The organism is Actinoplanes cyaneus (assembly GCF_016862095.1).
Classification (GTDB): domain Bacteria; phylum Actinomycetota; class Actinomycetes; order Mycobacteriales; family Micromonosporaceae; genus Actinoplanes; species Actinoplanes cyaneus.
On record NZ_BOMH01000078.1, the window covers coordinates 25,545 to 46,004 of the forward strand.

Genomic DNA, 20,460 nt, shown 5'->3' on the forward strand with positions numbered 1-20,460 from the left:
GATCACGCGAACTGGGACGCCGGCCGCCGTGACGGGGCGGTCTCCTCGGTGTTCTCCGTCCGATTGACGGTACGGGCGTCAGCCGCCGCCCCGGTCCCACCCGCCCACACGCGGGTGTCGTGCGGCCGGCCCGGGCGATCGTCGCCGCCCGCGCCGAGGGCGACGGTCGTACCGCGCACCGCCGTGTCCCAGGAGGTGATGGGAGTAGCGAACGAGGTCTCCTCGATCTCCGCCGTCGTCCTGTCCCACGACGTGGTGTGGAAGGTGCCGCCGGACGCAGTCCCGGCGCGGTGGTCGGCGGGCATCGCGGTGGCCGGCGTGGCGAGCAGGCCGGTCATGGCCAGGCCGGTAGCCGTGGCGATCAGGACGGAGAGTGAACGCTGGCGCATCGGGGCGCTCCCTTCGAGAACCGGTGTCGGGCTCTACTCTGGGGCCGGCATCTGTGTGCCGGCTGTGCCGCGACCTACGGGTTTCCTGTGCCCAGCAGAGCCCCGGTGACCAGGCGCAAGTCCACATCGGGAAGACCACCTGGCTTGCGTACGGCGAACTCCCCGTCACATACCAGCACGCTCCGGTCGCCCACCCAGTGGACCGGGCTAGCCAGCATCTGGCGGGCCGCCTCCGCCGCCGCGATCGGAGCGGCGTCACCCACCGTGACCAGCGCCTCGGTGATCAGGTCGACGGCGGCGGGCGGGACGTCGGCGTCCCCGAGTGCCGGCAGTGCCAGCAGCGCCCGCTGCGGCGTGGTCGCGAGCCGGCGGAACTCCGCCCAGGACAGGCCGGGCCCGTAACCGTGTCCCTGACGGGCGGCGACCGAGACGGCCCGGCCGGGCGCCAGCGCCACGTAGTCGTCGCCGCCCTCGAGATCATGCCCGTGCCAGATGATCTGGGCGAACCGATCGCCGATCGCGATGACCGGCCAGCGCCCGGCCGCCCGGATCTCCTCGTCCAGGGCGTCGCCGTCGCCGAACAGGTCCGCGATCACGTCAGGTCCCGCACAGCCGTCGAACGTCATCCGCCAGAACGCGCGACGCTCCGGCAGCCAGGACCCGTCGGTCAGGACCTCCGTGGTCACGCCGTCGTAGCGGCTCACGTAGTCGGTCGCCTGCGCCTCGGTCAGCATCGGCCCGATCCTATGCCGCGCGTACGGGACTCGCGCCGGAATCGCAGGGCCACACCGTGATCGACGGGTGGCTATGATTCCGGCACCCGGCCCGGGCCGGCCGATCGCCCGTACCGGAAATCTGGAGGTGGAGTGCTCGCCGAGAACGTCCGCGATGTCGCCGTGAACGCCGTGGTGCTGGGATTCTTCGCCTCGGCCTGGTTCGGGTGGGCGCAGGAGGCACCGCCCCGCCGCTGGCGGCCGTTCCTGGTGGCCGGCTCGGTTGCCGCAGTGCTCACGCTCGCCGCCGGGGCGCTGCTGGCCTGGCAGCACTGGGCCGACGGCACCGTCTTCGACGAGGACACCAGCCGCACGTTCGGCATCGTCGTCGGCATCGAGTTCGGCGTGGCGGCGCTCGGCGCGGTCCTGCTGGCCGTCCTGCGCCGCCGCGACTGGACCGCGGCGTGGATCGCGTTCGTGGTCGGGGTCCACCTGTTCCCGGTCGCCGCGATCATCGAGTTGCCGGCCGACCACGTCGCCGGGGCGCTGATCACCCTGGTCGCACTGGCGGCGGTCCCGGTCGCCCGGTCCCGGGGGATCACCCCCAGCGCCGTCGTCGGCGCGGGAACCGGGCTGGTCCTGCTCGTCACCGCGATCATCTCCGCCGTGGTGGCGGCGCTCCGCTGAACGCCACTCTCAGAACATGGGGGCCGACGGCCGTACCGGAGAGGTGAGTCGCCGGGCGGAACGCCCGAATCCCGGCAGCAACCGCTCGGTGACCGCCCGGCCCGCCGCCAGCTGCATCCCGTAGCGACGGCGGCGCTCGGCCAGGACGGCAGCCAGGAAGTGGTACGGCGGGGTCCCGGCCGGCGGTGGCGGCGTCACCCGCGTGCCCACCTCGGCGGCCAGCATCCGTTCGAGCTGACCGCGGTGCGGCTCGCTGAGCTCCGACGCCCGCGACAGGAACTGCCGGACCTGCCCGGCGAGGTCGTCGTCGATCGCGGACAGGTCGGTGACAGCGGCCCAGCCGGCGAGCGCGGACGGCATCGCCGGCACGAACCGGAACGGCACCGGCCGCTTCTCGTGCACGACGATCGTGCCCGCCGCCAGGTCACCGAGGCGGCGGCCCTTCGACGAGGAGAGCATCACCCCGAGCGTCACCACCCAGGTCAGGAACGGCAGCAGCAGCCCCGGCCACTCGACGGCCAGGCCGATCAGCGCGCGGGTGAACGCGTGCCGCACCCGGATCGGGCCGCCGTCCTCCCGGATCACCCGCAGCCCCATCGCGGACTTCCCGGGGCTGCGCCCGTTCGTCCGGGTCTCGACGAACGTCGGGAAGCCCAGCAGCACCAGCACGACCACGAGCCGGAGCACGGCCGAGACGAGCGCGTCGTCGACGATGCTGTCCGGCAGCGCCGCGAGGATCAGCCCGGCGAACAGCATCAGGCCCCCGGCCACCACGGCCTGCACGAGGACGTCGATGCCCAGGGCGATCGCCCGTGACCCCAGCCGTGCCGGGCGCAGATCGAGAGCGACCGCTTCCGCGGTGACCAGTTCAGGGGCGGGCGCAGCGTTCACCCGCACAGTGAACACCACCGGGGCCGAGCTGCGCGAACCGCGTCCACTACGCTCAGCGGGCAACGAAACGGCGGGGGCAGGACGATGATGGATCTCGACGCGTATCTCGCGGAGCGCGGCGGCGAATGGCACCGCCTGGAGGTGCTGGCGAGCCGCGCGAAGCTGGACGATCCCGCCGAGATCGACGAGCTCGTGGTCCTCTACCAGCGCGCCGCCACCCACCTGTCGGTGCTGCGCAGCCGCAACCCCGACCCGGTGATGCTGGCCGACCTGTCGCGCCTGGTCCTGGCGGGGCGCGCGGCGGTCACCCGCAGCAGCGGCGGTTTCTCGTGGCGGCCGCTCGGCGAGTTCTTCGCGTACCGGCTGCCCGGCGCTCTCTACCGCACCCGCCGCTGGTGGGGCACCCTGGCCGCGCTGCTCGTCACGGTCACCACGGTGCTCGTCTGGTACCTGTCGAGCCACCCGGACGTGCTGGCGCTATTCGTCGACGACGCGGGCATCGACGACATCGTCGACAAGTCGTTCGTCGGCTACTACAGCGAGTTCCAGTCGCAGAACTTCGCCCTGCAGGTGTGGACGAACAACGCCCTGCTCACCGCCCAGTGCCTGGCCGCCGGCGTGCTGATCCTGCCGGTGTTCTACCTGCTCTGGTCGAACATGCTGAACACCGCGGTGCTCGGCGGCGTCATGGTCAGCCGCGACGCCGGCGGCACCTTCCTGACCTACCTGGCCCCGCACGGCCTCCTGGAGATCACCTGCCTGTTCGTCGGCGCCGGCGTCGGCCTGCGCATCGGCTGGTCGTGGATCGCTCCGGGCCCGCTGCGGACCCGCCGCCAGTCCCTGGTCGCCTGGGTCCGCGAGGGCATGGTCGTCGCGGTCGGCCTGGTCCCGGCCCTGGCCGTCGCCGGCTGCCTCGAGGGGTTCGTGACGCCGTCGTCCCTGCCCGCCCCGGTCCGCATCGCCCTGGGCGCCACCGCCTGGCTCGCGTTCCTGGCCTACGCCCTGCTCTGGGGCCGCGAGGCCGACCTGCGCCGCCCCGCCGACCTCGACGCCGCCGCCCTCCCCACAGCCTGAAACCCCCGATCAAGCCCATCTTCACGTACGCCGGTGAACGCCCTCATCTGCTGCTGGAGCCATGGGAGGGCGGCGATGATGGTGCCGACCCGGTCGACACCTTCGGCGCTGATGTCTGAGCCGAGTTTCGGTAAGTTAACCGCGATGTCTTTGTTCTCGGAGATGATTACGATTCTGGGTTGGTGGGCCAGCTGCATGGTTTCGCCGAGGGTGTGGAGTCGTGGTGTCTCTCCCCCGGCACGGTGGGCTGGGTCGAGGTAGGCGAAGTGCACCGTGGTGGGTGGGGCGGTAGCCGGCGCAGGTCGTCGTGGCCCGGAAGCCGTCGGACGAGGTGGTGGCGGTCGTTGAGTCATTGTCACGGGGTCTGCTCTGCGCCGGGGCGGCCTGATGCGGTCAGGGGAGGCCGAATCTCCGAACCAGGCTGACGTCGATAACGAGGCCTTCGAACGGATACCGAACGAAGGCCTGCGGCAGGACGAAGTGGGTCCAGAGGAGCCGCTGGTCGGAGACGAAGTTGAAGTCATGGGCGAACTGGCAGGCAACGTACAGCGTCGTTGACGGCGAGGAGTCGGCAGGCGCCAGCAGCTCGCCAATACCCATCAGTAGCGGGGAATCCAGAAGGATCGCCCGCGGCACGTACGCCTGATGGCCGCCGTGCGCCGGGCCGGCGTCGAAGCCGAGCTCGATCAAGTCCTCTTTGGCGTAACCGAGGGTGAACGCCGCCATCTCGTCTAAGTCCTGCGGATGCGGCAGGTTCGGGTGTCCAGTTCGGGCCAGAAGGTTGTTCACCCGAAAGGACAGCGAGCGGTCCAGAATCGTGCGGATCTCGGCGTCGGTGTAGCGAGCGGCGTGTGTGGCGCATGCCAACTTGACCATTTCGGGCCCAAGCTTCTCTGCTCTGGCCCGAGCCTTCCGGACAAGGCGGAGATCCTGGTTCCTCACGACGTCCGGCATGTCGGCAGAAGTGAGCCTGTTTTCTTCGGCCGCCAACCAGTCCGACAACAGCGCAACGTCGACCTGCACCGACTCGATCGCGCCGGACACCTCAAATGCGACCTCGTCGCCGAGCATCGGCTCCCAGTTCGCCGTGAACAGCTGTCCTGCGCCGGAGTCGTCCGGGCGAGCGACGACGACGGCCGTCATGTCGGCGGGAATGGGCAGCGGAGGGTTCGCGGCAGGTTCCCGGTGCAAGGTGGCCCGAGCCCGGAAAATCTCCAGCGCGATGAAGACGGCGATGGCGGTGCCCGCGGCTGTCACCCGCACCCGGTCAGGGTTGGAGGTGGCGATGTTCGTCGTCACCCCGACCAGAGCCACCACCAGCGCGGCGGCGCCCGCCCAGAGCGCATCCGAACCGACCGCACGCCACCGAGGAAGCATGCCGTCCACAATAGAACCAGCGTCCGAAGCATGGATCGGCTCGTCCAATCAGCCGACTGATGATGGACGGACTGGTGCCTGCCGATGTAATGCGCTCGCGCCGCGCGGATGAGCACTGTGTCCACCGAGGCCGGGCTCAACGTCGCGGTGATCGACCACGATGCCATCACCACGGACGACACCGCGGCAGGCATGGCTCGAGTCCCCGCCATCGCCGCTGGATTCTGCGCGGCGGCACTACACGCTGACGGCGCAGGCCCTCACCGTCCGCGGCAATATCCTTCGCACCAACCCGGAGTAGTACCACCATCCCCCAAGAACTACCCTCTGGTACGCAAGCCTCCGTCAGGTCACCCCGGAACGCTCAAAGGAAGCGTGCACACCCGGCATCGCGAGCCATCTCGTGTGGACTGCGGGAGTGACCATGAGCCGGTGGACTTCTCAAAAGCGAACCCCGGGCTGGCCGACTGCTGGCGTGCCGCCCGGAACATGCGCAGAGCCGAACACGGTAATGAGGTCAGCCGGTGGCTGCGCCCTAGATCGACGGTGATCCCGTTGTTGCGGTCACGGGGCCCGATCACGGCGCTGATCTATGTCGCCGCCCGACAGGAACGATTGTGGTGGCGATCAGCGCACGAATTTCTCGTCCTGCAGATGCCTGGCTCACCAGGCCGTTCGCCGGCCGGGTCTCCACGGATCGCGCGGATACTGAACGTCGTTGATCAATACTGGCCCTTGTTAGTTGGGTTCGGTGGGCTCAGCCTGGCCGCTGTTCCGATGACCTTCTGGCTGATGGCGGTTCACCGCGGGTCGGCGTCCGGGCCCGTCTCGGAGGCAACGGCTTGGCTTCTACTGATGTTGGCGGCTCTGTTCTCCTTAAACCTGTTGATTGCTGTGGTGCGTGACTGCTTCACGACGATGGTGCCCCGTGACCCGATCGCCCATCGCGGCGGCTTGGCTGTCGGCAGCGCGCGCCAAGAGCAGTGGTCAGTACAAATATGCCATCTACCGGAAGCTCGCAGCGTGGGCCAGACCATGGCGTCGTTGATGCATGACCCGCAGATCAGCGCCGGCCTGCTGATATTCCAACGAGGTGTCACCACCTCCGCCGCCCAGCAGGCACTGCTCGGATCACCGTACGCCAGCCAGCTCATCACTGGCCCGCGTGTTCTGCTGTTATCGGCGGACGCATCTTGGCGAGTGACGTTACCGCCGCTTCCCGAACGGTTCTGGCGGATGGGCAGGTTTGCGGTGCTCAGTCAGCTGTTCATCTTGCTGGGCTGCGTGCTGGCGGTCGCCGCACGCTTCGTCGCGGACGTCGAAGCAGCCGCATGCGCGGCAGATGGTTGCGATGAGCGCCCCGCCACCTACTGGAATGCCCTGTACTGGCTGGTAAGTCGGCTTCTGGATGGGGACCCGGAGGGAACCGGCGCCGCCACGGTGAGCGTGCGTGTCATTGGTCTGCTGACCACTGTCGTAGGCATGGTGGTGCTCGCCGGCGTGCTGGTGGGCGTTATCGCCACAGCGATCAGCCACCGTCTGGCGCCGCCGGACTCCGCAGATCCGCAGGACGGTCTACTGGCACTGAACGTCCTGCCTCAGCCGGCACCCAACACAGCGGTAGCCAAGCGGAAGCTCTTAGGGCGCCCCGTAACAGTCAACGCCACAGTGTCGAGCGCAGCGGTCTTGGTCTGTGGCATGGCGCTCGGTGCCTACGTGAGCTATCGGTGCCGCGCCCGGGTTGAGCCGCCGCAATAGGGATCTGCGCTGCTGACGGTGGCCAATCGCCCCGACGGCGACCGGATCGACAAGCTCCGGCGGTGATCCGCCGCGGGACGGGCGCCTAGACCAGGAAGCGGCCGGAGCCGGGGGCCATGGTACCACCGGAGCATGCCGAGCGGTGCGTCACCGCAGGTAGAACCAGCGGTCCGGGTGGCTCGCCACCAGGTCGAACCCGAAACGCCGGTGCAGGTGGTAGCCCTCCGGTGAGGGAAACAGGACGGCTCGGGCGGCTCCCTGGCGCGCCGCGGCCGCGAGCCTGACCCGGGTCAGCGCCGTCCCGATCCCGTGCCGGCGCCATCGTGCGGCGACGCAGCAGTGAACCAGCAGCACCGCGTCGCCGAACCGGAACGAGGTGGCGGCCCCGGCCGGGGCACCCTGGTGGCAGGCAGTCCAGTGCCGGACGGGCCGGCCGGGCCCGAACCCGAGGCGGGCCGCGAAGCCGACACGGTCGTCGAGTTCGCCGCGGTCGTCCCACCAGCCGTCCTCGGCGTAGACGCGATGGTTGCGGCGCAGAGCCTCGACGTCGGTCACCTCGGTGATCTGCCAGCCGGGCCCCGGCTGCTCCGCCGCATCCAGGTCGAGGCTGGCGATCGGGCCGCCCATGTCGTTCCCGGCGCGCTCCGGTTCCAGCCCCCGATCGATCAACCGGGCGGTTGCTTCCGGCTCCAGCGGCCCCGTGACCAGCACCGAAGCCGGCACTGCCCGGTCGCGCAGCCACCCGAGCAGGTTGTCGAGCTCGCGGGGGTCGCCGGGAACCGCCGGGTCGATGACGGCGCCGTTCTCGGTGTTGGAGTCCAGACCCGTCGACACCGCGAACCCGGCGCCGGTGGTGAGCTGCGGGAAGCCTGCGGCGGCCAGGCCGCGGAACCATTCCACCTGCGCCCGCACGGCCAGCCCGGCAATGTCCACATGCGCAGGCTAGACCGGCGACGGCAGAGCCGGCTACAGGCGGCCGGTGGCTTTGAGCAGCAGGTACACGTCGGCGACCTTGCCGGCGAACGTGTCCGCGTCCGCGTCCACCACTGTCGCGCCGGAGCGGTCGAGCACGTCACGGACCCGGTCGCGCTCGAACAGGACCCGCTCGGCGGCCGCCGCGGTGTGCACGTCCGCCGCCGAGGGCTTCGCCGGCAGGGCGGCCATCCGGGCGACGGCGGGGTCCCGGACCCCGGCGACGATCACCTTGTGGCGGGCGGCGAGCCGCGGCAGGACGGGCAGCAGGCCCTCGATCATCGGGGCGGTGTCCAGGGCGGTGAAGATGACGACGAGGGAGCGTTTCCGGTCACGGCGCAGCAGTTCCCGGGCCAGCAGCGTGAAGTCCGTCTCGACCAGCGCGGGCTCCAGGGACGCCATCGCGTCGATCAGCCGGGGCAGCTGCACCCGGTGGCCGCCGCCGTCGACGCGGGCCCGCACCGACCCGTCGAGCGCGATCAGGTCCACCTTGTCGTCGGCGCGCGCGGCCAGCACGGAGAGCAGCAGCGCCGCGTCGATCGAGGCGTCCAGGCGGGGCGCGTCGCCGACCCGGACCGCCGAGGTACGCCCGGTGTCGAGCACGCAGTAGACCCGCCGGTCGCGTTCCGGCCGCCAGGTGCGGACGACGACGTCGTGGTGCCGGGCGCTGGCCCGCCAGTCGATGGAGCGCACGTCGTCGCCGATCACGTACTCGCGGAGCACGTCGAACTCGGTCCCGTGCCCCCGTCCGCGGGTCACGGCGGTCCCGTCGAGCACGCGGATCCGGGCCAGTTTCTCGGGCAGGATCCGCCGGGACGGGAAGCGCGGCAGCACCCGCAGCGTCCACGCCGGCGTGACCTTCTCGTTCCAGGAGCGGCGGCGCTGCCGGTACGCGAACCCGAAGGGTCCCATCGACCGCAGGGTGACCCGCACCGCGGGCCGGTCGCCCTGCCGGGTCGGCACGAGCGTCGTCGTCACCTCGTGCGACGTGCCCGGTTCGAGCGGGAAGGAGTGGTGCGGCGAGCCGGCGCCGGCCGACGGGACCCAGCTGTCGCGCAGGCTCAGCCGTACGTGCCGATCGGAGGTGTTGGTGACGGTCAGCGTGGTGGTGGCGGTGTTGCCGAGCCAGACCGTCCGGTCCCCGTCGCGCCGCAGTTCCAGCCTGTCGAGCGGCCCGGCGAGGAGCAGGTCGAGCAGCGCGATCAGGACGGCCACCCCGAGCACCGCGCCGGCCGCCACCCACGGCGCGGGCAGCAGCGCCGGCAGGGGCAGGCCGATCAGGAGCAGGACGGCGAAACGCCTGGTGATCATCAGCGCGGCGCCGGCACCGTCGTCAGGACCGTGGCCAGCACCGACTCGACGGTCACGCCGTCCAGCTCGGCGTCGGCGCGCAGCCGGACGCGGTGGCGCAGGGTCGGCAGGGTGTAACCCTTGACGTCGTCCGGGACCACGTAGTCCCGCCCGTTCAGCCAGGCGTGCGCCTTGGCGACGGCGAGCAGCGCGGTCGCGCCACGCGGTGACGCGCCGAGCTCCAGGGCGGGGGCGACGCGGGTGGCCCGGCAGATGTCCACGATGTAGGCCAGCACCGGGTCCGCGACCTGCACCCGCTGCACGGCCGCCCGCCCGGCGAGCAGGTCGGCGGCCCCGGCGACCGGGGTCACCCCGGCCGCTTTCAGGTCGCGCGGGTCGAAGCCGTTGTGGTGCGCGCGCAGCACGTTGAGCTCGGCGTCGCGCTCGGGCAGCGGGACGCTCAGCTTCAGCAGGAACCGGTCGAGCTGCGCCTCCGGCAGCGGGTACGTCCCCTCGTACTCGATCGGGTTCTGCGTCGCCGCGACGAGGAACGGCAGCGGCAGCGGCCGGGGGGTTCCGTCGACGCTGACCTGGCGCTCCTCCATCGCCTCGAGCAGCGCGGCCTGGGTCTTCGGCGGCGTCCGGTTGATCTCGTCGGCGAGCAGCAGGTTCGTGAAGACCGGCCCGGCCCGGAAGTTGAACGCGGCGGTCCGCGAGTCGTAGACCAGCGAGCCGGTGACGTCGCCGGGCATCAGGTCGGGGGTGAACTGGACGCGTTTGGTGTCCAGGTCCAGCGCGGTGGACAAGGCCCGGATCAGCAGCGTCTTGGCGACGCCGGGCACGCCCTCGAGGAGCACGTGGCCGCCGCAGAGCAGCGCCACCACGACACCGCCGACCACCGCGTCCTGCCCGACGACGGCCTTGCCGACCTCGGTGCGCAACCGGCCCAGGGCGAGGCGGGCCTCGTGGGCGTCGGCGTTCACGACGGCATCGGTGGTCACGACTGGTCTCCTTCGAATCCGGTGATCTCGCGTACCAGGTTCTGTACGGCGTTGGCGGCCGAGACCAGCTCGGCGTCGTTCTCGGGGAGGAAATCGGCGAGGATCTCCTGTACGTCGGCCACCTCGTAGCCGGCGGCCTCGGCGATGTCGGCGATCGTCGCACCGGGTGGCAGGCCGAGGTGCGCGACGAGCCGGCGCTGCGCCGCGGCCCGCAGGATGCCGAGCGACTCGTCGCGGGCGTGCGCGCGCTGGTAGAGGCGGGCGTGCCCGAGCATCGTCTCGTTCGACGGGACGCGGGACGGCAGCGGCTCGGCGACCGGCGTCCCGAGCCGGCGGGCGGCCGCGATCGCCACCGCGAGCAGCGCGATCGCGAGCAGGGCGACGGACGCCCAGACGGCCGGCGGGAACGCCTCGGCGAGCGGGTCCGGCTCGCTCTGCGACTGCGGCTGCTCGCCGCGCGCCGGGTCGTCCCGCGGCTGCCCGGTGGACGACTCCCGCGGCTCCCGGGTCGGCCGGGTGGTGCGCGGCTCGGCCGTCTCGGTCGTCGGCGACGGGCTGACCTGCGGTTGCACCTCCCGGTGGTGCACGTCGAGCCAGACCACCCGCGGGTTCTGCGAGAGCAGGCCGACGGCGAGGGCGCGGTTGCCGTGCTCGGTGATCCGGTCGTTGCGGAACGGATCCGGGGCGCCGACCATCGTGACCGTCGACCCGCCCCACCCGAGGCTCAGCACGGCGCCGTCGTAGCAGGTGGCAGCACCGGACGTGCCGTACCACCGGCCGCCCACCGCGGCGGTGCCGGCGGCGTGCGCGATCGGATCCGTGCAGGCCGGCGCGACGAGGCCGGTGGCCCAGCGTTCCCGGGTGACCTCGACCGGCCAATTGGTCCGGGCGATCGCCGACGGGTCCGGGCCGACCACGACGATGCGGGTGCCGGCGGGCAGCGCCCCGGGCGCGGTCAGCTGATCCAGATCGGCCAGCTCGGGGGTGGTGACCAGCAGCGTCGCGGCCCCGCCCCGCATCGCCGACAGCGCCGTTTCCGACGACGTCTCCCGGATCACCGTCACGCCGCGCTCGCGGAGTTCGCCGGCCAGCACGGCCGAGCCGATGCCGTCCTGGCTGACCGGGGACAGGTAGGCGGCGTCGTCCTGGTCGGGCCGCTCGATCGCGTGCACGACCAGGGTGCCGGTGATCACGGCGAACAGCACGGCGAACGGGATCGCCACCCGCAGCCACCTGCGGCTGCGCCTGACCTTCACAGCGGTGGTCACTCCACTCCTCCCGGCGGCCCGGTGAGCGAGCTGCGGACCTCGGCGGTGAGCGTGCGCATGCGGGCGTCGTGCCCGGGGGACGCCTCCCGCCGGCCGTACCAGATCTCGGAGAAGATCGCGGTCGCGCCGTCCAGCGGGGCGCCGACGACGGGGCGCCGGGCCGCGGCGTCAGCGGTGAGCTCCAGCGCGGTGGTGCCCGGCTCGGGCTTGATCACCCCGGCCCGGGTCAGATCAGAAACGGTCTCGCGCAGTCGCTCCCGGATCGCCTCGGCGAAGCGCCCCTCCGCCGCGAGACGGTCCGCGAGGGACAGGCCGTTCCCGCTGGGCGGCGGCTCCACGGCGTCGGGCTCCACCGCTTCCGGCACCGGCTGTGCCTTCGGCCTGGGCTTCGCTTTGGGCTTGCGGCGCCATCGGGGCAGGCGCCAGCTCAGCCGTACGCGGGGAAACCGCCACCGGGGCAGCCGCAGGCGCGGCAGCGTGAACCGCAGCCGGGGCATCCGTCGTGGCACCCACGCCGGATACCAGTACCAGAGGGCCGCGACAAGGCCGGTCAGCGCGAGCAGGATCAGGAGGGTGAGCTGTGGCGACAGCCGGTCGAACAGCCACGCCACGAGCCCGTCGTAGAACCGCGTCACGTCGCCACCAGCGTCTCCGACTCGTCCTCGCCGCGGGCCCGGCTGCGGTTCAGCGCAATGTCCAGGCCCTCGGTCCGGATCCGCGCCTCGACCAGCAGCACCGCGTCCAGGCAGGCCAGCGCCGCGTAGGCGACAGTGTTCGCCACGCCCCAGGCGATCGGGACCGCCCGGTCCAGCCAGCTCGCGCCGAGGAAGTTGTAGGCGAGCAGGTCACCGACCGCGATCCAGCCGAGCCCGAGCGCCCCACGGATCCCCAGCCAGGTCAGATAGCCCACGATCCGGACCCGGCCGACCCGCAGCCCGCCCCGCGCCGACAACCGCACCGACCGGCCCAGCGCGACGACCGGGTTGCCCGGCCGGTCCAGCGTCAGGACCGGCGTGACCAGCCCGGTCAGCGCGTAGAGCAGGACCACGCCGACCAGCCCGAAGTAGGCGGCCGGCCAGGCCACCGCGGCCAGCAGAAGAGCCAACAACAAGGCCCAGACCACGCGCGTACGCCGGAGGACCGTTCCGTGCGAGGCGGGCCGCCCGAGCAGCGCCGGCCCGGCCGCCGCCCCGGTGAACGCCCCGAGCAGCGTGATGATCCCGACCTCGATCGCCAGCCCGGTCGCCAGGATCTGCCACCACACGCCGAAGTTGAAGTGGTCGGGGAGGTAGAACGGTGGCTCCAGCCCGGGAGCGGCCGCCCGCATCCGGGTGACCAGCACCTGCTCGCCCGCCGCCAGCACCGCCGCGACGGCCAGCAGCGGCAGCGCACGCTGCCGCAGCAGCGCCACCGCACCGTCCAGCGACTCCCCCGCGGTCGTCGCCCGCAACGGCAGGATCGCCGTTCGCCGGCGCGATCCCGCCGCCTCTCCCCGCATGGCGGGCATCCTAGAAGACGGGTACGACGGCTTCGATCGAGACCCATGCCGACCTCGAAGAACCGGCAGCGGTATGGGACCGCCTCCGCCGGCCGCGGCGACGATGCCGTGACCGGTTCAGCCGAGGTGCTGGTAGACGATCTGCCAGTTCCCGGTGATCACCTTCAGGAGCATGGACAGGCGCCGGGGGCCGCCGCCGGCGGTCACCCCGGCCGAGCACAGCGCCTCCCAGCGGCCGGTCCCGATCAGCCACTGCGGGCCGGCGATCGAGCGCCGCGTGTCGTCGCCGAGCTCCGCGACGCGGCGGCCGTCCGCCCAGCACACGGCGTCCGCCGCGACCAGGCCGCCGACGCCGTCGCGGTACGCGTCGAGGAACGAGCTCAGCTCGCGGGCCGTCTCCTCACCCGCGTCGATGGTGATCGGCTCACCCCGGGAGATCGGCCGCAGCGCGACGTCGCAGCCCCGGTCGAAGTCCTGATAACAGGACGGCTCGTCGGCGTGGTTCACGAACCGGGCCGGCGACGGATAGAGGAACCGGCGCCCGCCGTAACTGTGCACGAACAGCTCCTCCCCGGCCGGCAGCGCCCGGTATTCCGCCTCGTCCAGAGGCCGCAGCCGGTAACCGAGCACGACCTCGCCGGCCTCGAAGTCCCGTGCCGCGTACACACCTCGGCCCGCGAGCGAGCCGACCCCGATCAGCACATCCACACGGAAGAATCTAGGTGGTCCGGCGCGGGCGCGGGCGCACGTCGGTCCGCGGCCACCCACGATCGTGAATCAGGGGCGCACCGGTCCACTGCGGCCGGTCCGCCGGCGGCGGCGTGACCGATAGGCTGCGCCGACGCCGAGGACTTCCTGCGCCTGGCCGCCCACGACGCCCCCAGCGACCTGTGGGTGGTCGGCGACGACCGCACAACCGACATCCTGATGGCGTGCGAGGCCGACGTCACGTCGGGCCAGGTCCGCACCGGCAAGTACGCCGACCAGTGCAATTGCGACGACCTGCCGGCGCCCACCCACGTCATCGACTCGGTCGCCGACCTCCCGGCCCTCCTCGCCGCCTCCTGACCTTTCCCGCGACACCCGTACGAGGTCAGTGGCCCGGACGACCCCGGAAGAGGTATCGTGGTGTGATAACAGTTTCGTTATCGTCGCCGCATGCCATGGAGGGTCGTCCTACATCCGGAAGCCGAGCTCGAACTCGCCAAACTTCCCGGCGCCGGGGCCGCCGCGATGCTGCACGCGGCTGAGAAGCTGACGGCCCTCGGACCCACTCTGCAGTTCCCGCACGCCAGCAACGTCAACGGGGCCGGGAAACTCCGCGAGCTGCGCCCTCGTGCCGGCAACAGCCCGTGGCGGCGTCTGTACCGACGCGTCCGGGACGTCTTCGTGATCGCCGCCATCGCCCCGGAAGCGACATGCGACCACCGCGGATTCGCGCGGGCCGCCCGGGCGGCAGAACAGCGGCTGGAAGAACTGCAGGAGGATTGACATGGAGCTGTCCGACCTCAAACCGGTCGACGAGGTGATCGAGGAGCGCCGGGAGAACGACGCGGAGTTCCGCGACGCGTGGGACCGCACTGCCTTCGCCCGCGAGGTCGCCCTCGCCGTCGTGAAGTACCGGACCGAGCGTGGCCTCTCCCAGCGGAAACTGGCCGAGCTGACCGGCCTTCAGCAGCCGGCGATCGCCCGGCTGGAGAAGGGTGAGGAGACACCCGGGCTGGCGACCCTCGCCCGGCTCACCCGGGCGACCGGCCTGACCTTCCGGGTCGACATCGCGAACGGGTCGGCCGGGCTGGTCGCGGTCTGAACCGATCAGTCCGGGAGGGCGGCCGTGAGGTCGACCTCGACGAGCTGGCCGCGGTAGCCCAGGGACGCGACCCCGACCAGCGTGCTGGCGGTGGTGAACGCCGCCGCCAGCGGGGACGCGTTCAGCTGGGCCCAGACCGAGGACAGGACCGCGGCCTCCGGGCTGACCACGTAGATGACCGAGCGGACCACCCGGTCCGGCGTGGCACCGGCCGCGGCGAGGACCGCCAGGCAGTTCGCGATCACCTGAGCGGTCTGCGCCGCGTAATCGCCCGGCTCGCCGACGACCTTCCCGGCCAGGTCGAGCGGGCACTGGCCGGCCAGGTGCGCGAGCCGCCCGGCGCTGGTGATCGTCACGTGGCTGTACCCGGCCGTCTCGTGGACCGTGCCGGGGCTGAACTTGGTGATCATCGGTCGAGGGCTCCCGGTTCGAATCGTGGCAGCGGCCAGCCCGGGTCGGGGCGGAAGCCGGTGTGCGTAACGTCGAACGGGAACTCGCCGCTGTCGATCAGTTTTGTCAGCCGGTCCGCCTCGTCCTGGATCGCCGCGGCCGCCGCCCGGTCGAAGTAGAGCGGGTGCCCCACGAACTCGGCGAACTCGTCGGTGTCCTTCCATTCCCACTGCCGGTCGGGGGTCGCCACGATGTCGAGCACCAGGTCGGTCGTCTCCACGCCGTCGTCCTGCCGGAGGTAGGGCTTCTCCAGGTTGACGTACCACCCGGTGAACTCACCGCCGGAGAAGAACCACCACACGGAGTACCCGGCGCCGGGCGGCATCAGGATCAGCACGCTGTTCCCCTGCCACGCGTGCAGTTCGAGCTTCGGGTCCTGCATCCGGTCCGGGCTGACCTCGCGCGTGCTCCTGCCGTCCACGTCGATCAGTCGCGCGAACTCCCCGCCCTCGGGCGCCCACAGCAACAGCCCCGCGTCGTCGTCCTGGATCACCCGCATCGGCTGCGCCCACGTCCGCCACGGCCCGCGCCGATACCGCCGCACGACGGTCTGCCCCGCCTCGAATCGCATCGCGGCAGACTATCGCGTACGTCGTGAGCCGCCCCCGTCACGTGAATCTGCGCCAGCTCGTCGCCCTGCAGACCCCGGAGGCCTGACGCGGCGGGTCAGCGGCAGCCGGCGCCGCGGGCGTCACGCATCGGGTCAGCGGCAGCCGGCGAGCAGGGTGTCGCTGAGCTCGCACTGGTACGGCGCGCTCTCCGGGCTGACCTCCAGGCGGTTCGTCAGGTAGACCATGACCAGGTCACGGTCCGGGTCGGCCCAGCCCAGGCACGCGTTGGAGCCGTTGTGCCCGAACGCGCGCCGGCTGCTGAGCCGCCCCATCGGCCGGGGGCGTTGCGGGTCGTTCTCGTTGCCGCCCAGCTGGAAGCCCTGCGACCAGCGGATCCGGTTGCCCAGCACCTGGTCGGCCTCACCACTGGTGGACGGGGCGCACGCGGTCGCGACGGCGTCGGCGGAGAGCAGCCGCGTCCCGAGCAGCGCCTGGTAGAAAAGGGCCAGGTCGCGGGCGGTGCTGCTGACCGTGGCGGCCGGGATGACCGCGTTGCGGGCGACGCCGAGGTTCGCCGCCCACTGCAGGGTGCGCGGGCCGCCGCGGGGCGCCCGGCGCATCGGGACCCGGCGTGGCGGCGCACTCAGGTGGGTGTCGCGCAGGCCGAGGGGCTGCAGGATCAGGCGGTCCAGCACGTCGCGCAGGGGCATCCCGGTGACGCGCTGGACCAGCTCGCCGAGCAGGAATCCGTAGCTGAGGGTGTGGTAGGCGGGATGCTGCCCGGGCGTGTGGTGCGGGCGGGCGCCGGCCAGGGCGCGCACTGATCGATTCCAGTCAGGAGCGATCAGCGCGTCGCGGTAGACGCTCTTGACGTAAGGCAGTCCGGAGCGGTGCTGGAGCACCTGCCGTACCGTAATCGTCTCTTTGGCGTTGATCTCGAATTCTGGCCAGTACGTCGCCAGGGGCGCGTCGAGCGACACGAGTCCCTGCTCGGCGAGCTGGTGCACGAGCGTCGCGATCAGCGGTTTGCCGGCCGAGAACAGCAGGAAGGGCACGTCGCGCGGCACCCCGAAGGACCAGTCGAGCACGACCTCGCCGTGCCGCAGGACCACGAGTTGAGCCGCCGCGCCGCGGGCCGCCACCATTCTGATCATGGTCTGCACCGCGCGGGGTGTGATGCCCAGCTCGTCGGCGGGCAGCTCGTCCCACGTCCGCCGGGGCTCCGAAACGATCGTCACCGTGCCTCCTGCTCCGGAGGACGGCGATTGCCGGAGCGCGTGCGGCGCACAACGTGTGAACCCGGCAACCCGGCAGACCTTTCCGGTACGCGCCCACCACGTTAACGGAAATCAAACTGATCGATGTCACCGGCCTCGGCCCGGGTGAGGTAGGGTGTCCACCGTGAACACCGGACCGGCTGGAAGCCATGCACGGATCGGCGATCCGGTGGATCGCTGACCCCCGCTCGTTCGGCACGCGGACCTCCGGAGCGACCCTCCCCCAGGTCCCGTCGAAACGAACGAGAAGCGAGGTCAACGCACTTGCCAGCCACTTTCAACCACACCATCATCGCCGCCAAGGACCGTCACGAGTCCGCAGCGCTCTACCGTGAGCTGCTGGAGGCGTCCGAGGCCCCGTCCTGGGGCCTGTTCACCAACCTCCAGCTCGGTGACGGCGTGCTGCTGCAGTTCGCCGAGCCGTCGGTGGAGATCCAGATGCAGCACTACGCGTTCCTGCTCGACGACGAGCTCTTCGACCGGGCGTACACGCGGTTGCGGGACCGCGGCATCGAGCACTGGGCCGACCCGCAGATGCGCCGCTCCGGCGAGATCAACAACGAGCACGGGGGCCGCGGCGTCTACTTCAAGGATCCCGCCGGCCACGCCGTCGAGCTGATCACCCGGCCGTACGTGTGACGGCCGTGCCGGGGTGAGCATCGCCGCCCGCCCCGGCACCCGTCGCCGGCCCTGCCGCGTCGGCGTCCGATGTCCTTTCCTCGCTGTCCCGTGGAGGTGACGATGCGGATCACGGTGCTCGGCGGCTGCGGCGCCTGGCCGCTCCCCGGTCAGGCCTGCAGCGGATTCCTGGTGGAGCAGGACGGCTTCCGGCTGATCCTCGACCTGGGGTACGCGACGGTCCCCCGCCTGCCCAGCACCGACGTCGACGCCGTGATCGTCAGCCACGGCCATCCGGACCACTGCGCCGACCTCAACCCGCTGCTGCGCGCCCGGGTGCTGCGGGCCGACCCGGCACCGAGGCTGCCGGTGTACGCGCCCGGCGGGGCCCTCGACGCCGTCCTGGCCCTGGACCGGCCCGGGATGCTCGACAGTGGCCTGGCCCTGCGCGAGTTCACGCCCGGCGACCGGTTCGAGGTGGGCCCGTTCCGGGTGGAGACGGCGCTGCTGCCGCACTGGGAGCCGAACGCCGGGCTGCGGCTGAGCGCGGGCGGCCGGGTGCTCGCCTACACCGGGGACAGCGGACCGAGCCCGATGGTGGCACGACTGGCCCGCGACGCTGACCTCTTCCTGGCCGAGGCCTCGTTTCTGGACGACGTACCGGCGGAGGCCTCGGGGTTCCTGTCCAGCGCGACGATCGCGGGCGCCGAGGCGGCGCAGGCCGCGGCCGGGCATCTGGTCCTCACGCACCTTCTCGCCGGGACGTCGCCGGCCGAGGCGATCGACGCGGCTCGCAGCCGTTTCCGGGGCGAGGTGACCGCGGCCTGTTCCGGCCTGGTGCTGCGCCTCTGAGCCGACGAACGGCTTCCGCCGGCGCCTCTGACCCCACGACAGGTCCGTCCCCGGCACCTCCCGGAACGACAAGCGGCCCTTCCCTGGTGGAGAAGGACCGTGGAGGTCGGGTCAGCCGTTGCCGGCCGGCTGGTCGGGGCTGACGTCCTGATCCGGTCGTTCGAGCTGGAACTTCCGGTTCTGTTCGAGGGCCTCCTCGAGCTGGTCCTCGAGGATGATGATCCGGCAGGCCGATTCCAGGGCAGTGCCCTGGTCGACCATCTCCCGGGCTCGCGCGGCCAGGCGCAACTGGTAACGGGAGTAGCGGCGGTGACCGCCGGCCGACCGGAACGGGGTGATCAGCTTCTCCTCGTCGAGCCGGCGCAGGAAGTCCTGCGAGGCACCGACGATCTCCGCGGCGCGGCCCATCGTGTACGCGGGAAAGTCGTCGTCACCGAACATGTCGTCGGGTGGGACCAATGAGCGAAAACCTCCATGACGAGGGCCCCGGCGCGGGAAGCACCGGGGCCCAGGGTTCACAGGACTCGAAACACCATCCACCGACAGGATCGTCGGGTTCTCGTATCCGCACCGGCCGTCATGAACGGACCGAGGTGCGAGGATCGCATAAGCGTGACCGGAGACCACCTCTTTTCGGAGGGAACTGCGGTGTCCGCCTCGGGGTCGCAGGGCGACCTGGTAGCGGGCGATCCAACGGTGTTCAGGCCCTCCCTTTCCTCTGTTTTCCACCTTGCTTTGTAGTGCTCGCCGACGCTGGGGCCCCCACGCGACTTCGTGGGCCCGCACTCGCGGGGCGAGGTGCTGCTCAGACGGAGCCCCGAACGTGCCTCGGCCCCACCTGCTGACGCGAGGCCGAGCGAGCCTTGGCGTGTCACCCGGCCCTGCTGTAGCTCGACCTGATTTCGTCTGCGTGATCACAGATCTCATTCGTCAACAGGAAGAACTCTAACCGGCACCCGTAAGAAAGTCTAGGTTTTCCAACACAGACTTTCTGGCGCGGTCTTCGAGGCGGTCACGAGCTGATCAACGCGTCGCGAGAAGGTCAGCGCCGCGACGGCGACGCCGCAACGAAAGCTCGATGACGCGGTGGCGACGGGCGAATCTGGGTACGAGTACAAGATGACCATGAGCGATGAACGGAGCAGCCGGAGCCGGACCGAGGCGGCGATGCACGACACGGCCGACAAACTCGAAGTGGTGGAGGCTGCCATGCATCGGAGCGCGCAGGCCATTCCTGATCAGGCGATCCGCCGCCGGCTGCACGACGTGGCGAATCAGGTCACCGCGACGGCGATCGACATCGAGAAGCGCGCCGAGGATCTGCCCCCGAGCCGTCCCGAACAGGCAGTTCCTCGCCCCGCACGCGGGTGACCGGCAGACACGGCCCGGCCAAGGGTGGTCAGCGCGGGACGACGCGGCGGAGTTCCCGGAGGGCCTGACGGCGTACGTCGCCGGTGAGCGTGTCGATGTAGAGGCGGCCGTCGAGGTGGTCGGTCTCGTGCTGCAACGCCCGCGCCAGGAACCCGGTCCCCTGGATGACCAGCGGCTCGCCGTTCAGATCGAAACCGCGCGCGGTGACCGACATCGCCCGTTTCGTCGAGTAGCCGAGGCCGGGCAGCGACAGGCAGCCCTCCTCGTCCTCCTGCTCCCCCTCGAAGTCCGAGAGGACCGGGTTGACCAGGTGCCCGACCTGCCCGTCCACGTTGTAGGAGAACACCCGCAGGCTCACCCCGATCTGCGGGCCGGCGACACCGGCGCGGCCCGGCTCACGAACGGTGTCCTCCAGGTCACGGACGATCTCACGCAGGCCGGCGTCGAAGTCGGTGACCAGATCGGCGGGCGTGCGCAGGACCGGGTCACCGTAGAGCCGGATAGGCCGTACTGTCATGCCCGAAATCCTAACCACCCGTTACCGGCCCCAGACGCCGGTCTCCCGGCACAGCCCACCGCGCCAAGCCGGGCTGGCACCCACGGTCCCGAACGT

General features: G+C 71.4%; 25 protein-coding genes. 9 read left to right on the forward strand and 16 right to left on the reverse strand.

The features are described from left to right. Window positions 1-2: 2 nt before the first annotated feature. The gene (locus Acy02nite_RS42165; protein WP_203754722.1) at window positions 3-389 is read right to left on the reverse strand and encodes a hypothetical protein; all 387 of its coding nucleotides are present in this window, start codon (window positions 387-389) and stop codon (window positions 3-5) included. A 74-nt stretch (window positions 390-463) separates the two neighbouring features. Continuing rightward, window positions 464-1,123 (reverse strand): hypothetical protein, encoded by a 660-nt coding sequence (locus Acy02nite_RS42170; protein WP_203754727.1) that lies wholly within the window; start codon window positions 1,121-1,123, stop codon window positions 464-466. A 132-nt stretch (window positions 1,124-1,255) separates the two neighbouring features. Between Acy02nite_RS42170 and Acy02nite_RS42175 the strand changes: the two genes are divergently transcribed. Then, entirely contained in the window at window positions 1,256-1,789 is a 534-nt protein-coding gene (locus tag Acy02nite_RS42175) for a hypothetical protein (RefSeq protein ID WP_203754729.1), read from the forward strand. Window positions 1,790-1,798: 9 nt separating this feature from the next. Here Acy02nite_RS42175 and Acy02nite_RS42180 read toward each other — a convergent pair whose 3' ends face one another. Continuing rightward, window positions 1,799-2,680, reverse strand: a complete 882-nt coding sequence (locus tag Acy02nite_RS42180) for an RDD family protein (RefSeq protein WP_239175770.1) — start codon at window positions 2,678-2,680, stop codon at window positions 1,799-1,801. Window positions 2,681-2,764: 84 nt separating this feature from the next. Between Acy02nite_RS42180 and Acy02nite_RS42185 the strand changes: the two genes are divergently transcribed. After that, on the forward strand, window positions 2,765-3,754 hold the full coding sequence (locus Acy02nite_RS42185) for a stage II sporulation protein M (protein WP_239175771.1): 990 nt from the start codon (window positions 2,765-2,767) through the stop codon (window positions 3,752-3,754). Window positions 3,755-4,147: 393 nt separating this feature from the next. Here Acy02nite_RS42185 and Acy02nite_RS42190 read toward each other — a convergent pair whose 3' ends face one another. Further along, window positions 4,148-5,179: a hypothetical protein gene (locus tag Acy02nite_RS42190; protein WP_203754731.1), complete on the reverse strand. Its 1,032-nt coding sequence runs from the start codon at window positions 5,177-5,179 to the stop codon at window positions 4,148-4,150. A 384-nt stretch (window positions 5,180-5,563) separates the two neighbouring features. Here Acy02nite_RS42190 and Acy02nite_RS42195 point away from each other — a divergent pair, with 384 nt between their 5' ends. Further along, window positions 5,564-6,889 carry a hypothetical protein gene (locus Acy02nite_RS42195; RefSeq protein WP_203754733.1) on the forward strand — a complete coding sequence of 442 codons (1,326 nt, stop codon included), beginning with the start codon at window positions 5,564-5,566 and terminating at the stop codon, window positions 6,887-6,889. 147 nt (window positions 6,890-7,036) lie between these two features. Here the strand turns inward: Acy02nite_RS42195 and Acy02nite_RS42200 are convergent, their stop codons facing one another. From Acy02nite_RS42200 to Acy02nite_RS42230, 7 genes are all read right to left on the reverse strand, one after another. Beyond that, entirely contained in the window at window positions 7,037-7,822 is a 786-nt protein-coding gene (locus Acy02nite_RS42200; protein ID WP_203754734.1) for a GNAT family N-acetyltransferase, read from the reverse strand. Between the two features lie 33 nt (window positions 7,823-7,855). Next, on the reverse strand, window positions 7,856-9,172 hold the full coding sequence (locus tag Acy02nite_RS42205; RefSeq protein ID WP_203754735.1) for a DUF58 domain-containing protein: 1,317 nt from the start codon (window positions 9,170-9,172) through the stop codon (window positions 7,856-7,858). Next, window positions 9,172-10,152 carry an AAA family ATPase gene (locus Acy02nite_RS42210; protein ID WP_203754736.1) on the reverse strand — a complete coding sequence of 327 codons (981 nt, stop codon included), beginning with the start codon at window positions 10,150-10,152 and terminating at the stop codon, window positions 9,172-9,174. Before Acy02nite_RS42210 ends, Acy02nite_RS42205 begins: the two co-directional genes overlap by 1 nt. Continuing rightward, on the reverse strand, window positions 10,149-11,420 hold the full coding sequence (locus Acy02nite_RS42215) for a DUF4350 domain-containing protein (protein WP_203754738.1): 1,272 nt from the start codon (window positions 11,418-11,420) through the stop codon (window positions 10,149-10,151). The genes Acy02nite_RS42210 and Acy02nite_RS42215 overlap by 4 nt, the downstream gene beginning before the upstream one ends. Continuing rightward, the gene (locus tag Acy02nite_RS42220; protein WP_203754739.1) at window positions 11,417-12,055 is read right to left on the reverse strand and encodes a DUF4129 domain-containing protein; all 639 of its coding nucleotides are present in this window, start codon (window positions 12,053-12,055) and stop codon (window positions 11,417-11,419) included. Before Acy02nite_RS42220 ends, Acy02nite_RS42215 begins: the two co-directional genes overlap by 4 nt. Beyond that, window positions 12,052-12,918: a hypothetical protein gene (locus tag Acy02nite_RS42225; protein WP_203754741.1), complete on the reverse strand. Its 867-nt coding sequence runs from the start codon at window positions 12,916-12,918 to the stop codon at window positions 12,052-12,054. The genes Acy02nite_RS42220 and Acy02nite_RS42225 overlap by 4 nt, the downstream gene beginning before the upstream one ends. 117 nt (window positions 12,919-13,035) lie before the next feature. Next, window positions 13,036-13,626 carry an SET domain-containing protein-lysine N-methyltransferase gene (locus Acy02nite_RS42230; protein ID WP_203754744.1) on the reverse strand — a complete coding sequence of 197 codons (591 nt, stop codon included), beginning with the start codon at window positions 13,624-13,626 and terminating at the stop codon, window positions 13,036-13,038. Window positions 13,627-13,779: 153 nt separating this feature from the next. Between Acy02nite_RS42230 and Acy02nite_RS42235 the strand changes: the two genes are divergently transcribed. The 3 genes from Acy02nite_RS42235 to Acy02nite_RS42245 all read left to right on the forward strand — a co-directional run bounded on the left by Acy02nite_RS42235 (window position 13,780) and on the right by Acy02nite_RS42245 (window position 14,728). Beyond that, window positions 13,780-13,986: an HAD hydrolase-like protein gene (locus tag Acy02nite_RS42235; protein ID WP_264653417.1), complete on the forward strand. Its 207-nt coding sequence runs from the start codon at window positions 13,780-13,782 to the stop codon at window positions 13,984-13,986. A 90-nt stretch (window positions 13,987-14,076) separates the two neighbouring features. Beyond that, complete coding sequence (locus Acy02nite_RS42240; protein ID WP_203754746.1) at window positions 14,077-14,409, forward strand: type II toxin-antitoxin system RelE/ParE family toxin; 333 nt, start codon at window positions 14,077-14,079, stop codon at window positions 14,407-14,409. 1 nt (window position 14,410) lies between these two features. Then, window positions 14,411-14,728, forward strand: a complete 318-nt coding sequence (locus Acy02nite_RS42245; RefSeq protein ID WP_203754748.1) for a helix-turn-helix domain-containing protein — start codon at window positions 14,411-14,413, stop codon at window positions 14,726-14,728. A gap of 5 nt (window positions 14,729-14,733) precedes the next feature. Here the strand turns inward: Acy02nite_RS42245 and Acy02nite_RS42250 are convergent, their stop codons facing one another. The 3 genes from Acy02nite_RS42250 to Acy02nite_RS42260 form a co-directional block, all read right to left on the reverse strand. After that, window positions 14,734-15,138 (reverse strand): RidA family protein, encoded by a 405-nt coding sequence (locus Acy02nite_RS42250; protein ID WP_203754750.1) that lies wholly within the window; start codon window positions 15,136-15,138, stop codon window positions 14,734-14,736. Beyond that, entirely contained in the window at window positions 15,135-15,749 is a 615-nt protein-coding gene (locus tag Acy02nite_RS42255) for a ribonuclease FAU-1 family protein (RefSeq protein WP_203754752.1), read from the reverse strand. Before Acy02nite_RS42255 ends, Acy02nite_RS42250 begins: the two co-directional genes overlap by 4 nt. 132 nt (window positions 15,750-15,881) lie before the next feature. Further along, a complete protein-coding gene (locus tag Acy02nite_RS42260; protein ID WP_203754754.1) occupies window positions 15,882-16,967 on the reverse strand; it encodes a serine hydrolase domain-containing protein in 1,086 nt (361 codons plus the stop codon). A 303-nt stretch (window positions 16,968-17,270) separates the two neighbouring features. Between Acy02nite_RS42260 and Acy02nite_RS42265 the strand changes: the two genes are divergently transcribed. Then, a complete protein-coding gene (locus Acy02nite_RS42265; RefSeq protein WP_203754756.1) occupies window positions 17,271-17,645 on the forward strand; it encodes a VOC family protein in 375 nt (124 codons plus the stop codon). Window positions 17,646-17,747: 102 nt separating this feature from the next. Next, entirely contained in the window at window positions 17,748-18,476 is a 729-nt protein-coding gene (locus Acy02nite_RS42270; RefSeq protein WP_203754760.1) for an MBL fold metallo-hydrolase, read from the forward strand. Window positions 18,477-18,587: 111 nt separating this feature from the next. On the opposite strand, the gene Acy02nite_RS42275 is transcribed toward Acy02nite_RS42270, so the two are convergent. Then, window positions 18,588-18,917: a MerR family transcriptional regulator gene (locus tag Acy02nite_RS42275; protein ID WP_203754774.1), complete on the reverse strand. Its 330-nt coding sequence runs from the start codon at window positions 18,915-18,917 to the stop codon at window positions 18,588-18,590. A gap of 645 nt (window positions 18,918-19,562) precedes the next feature. Between Acy02nite_RS42275 and Acy02nite_RS42280 the strand changes: the two genes are divergently transcribed. Continuing rightward, window positions 19,563-19,847 (forward strand): hypothetical protein, encoded by a 285-nt coding sequence (locus Acy02nite_RS42280; protein ID WP_203754762.1) that lies wholly within the window; start codon window positions 19,563-19,565, stop codon window positions 19,845-19,847. A 28-nt stretch (window positions 19,848-19,875) separates the two neighbouring features. Here Acy02nite_RS42280 and Acy02nite_RS42285 read toward each other — a convergent pair whose 3' ends face one another. After that, on the reverse strand, window positions 19,876-20,364 hold the full coding sequence (locus Acy02nite_RS42285) for a peptide deformylase (RefSeq protein ID WP_203754764.1): 489 nt from the start codon (window positions 20,362-20,364) through the stop codon (window positions 19,876-19,878). Window positions 20,365-20,460 lie beyond the last annotated feature (96 nt).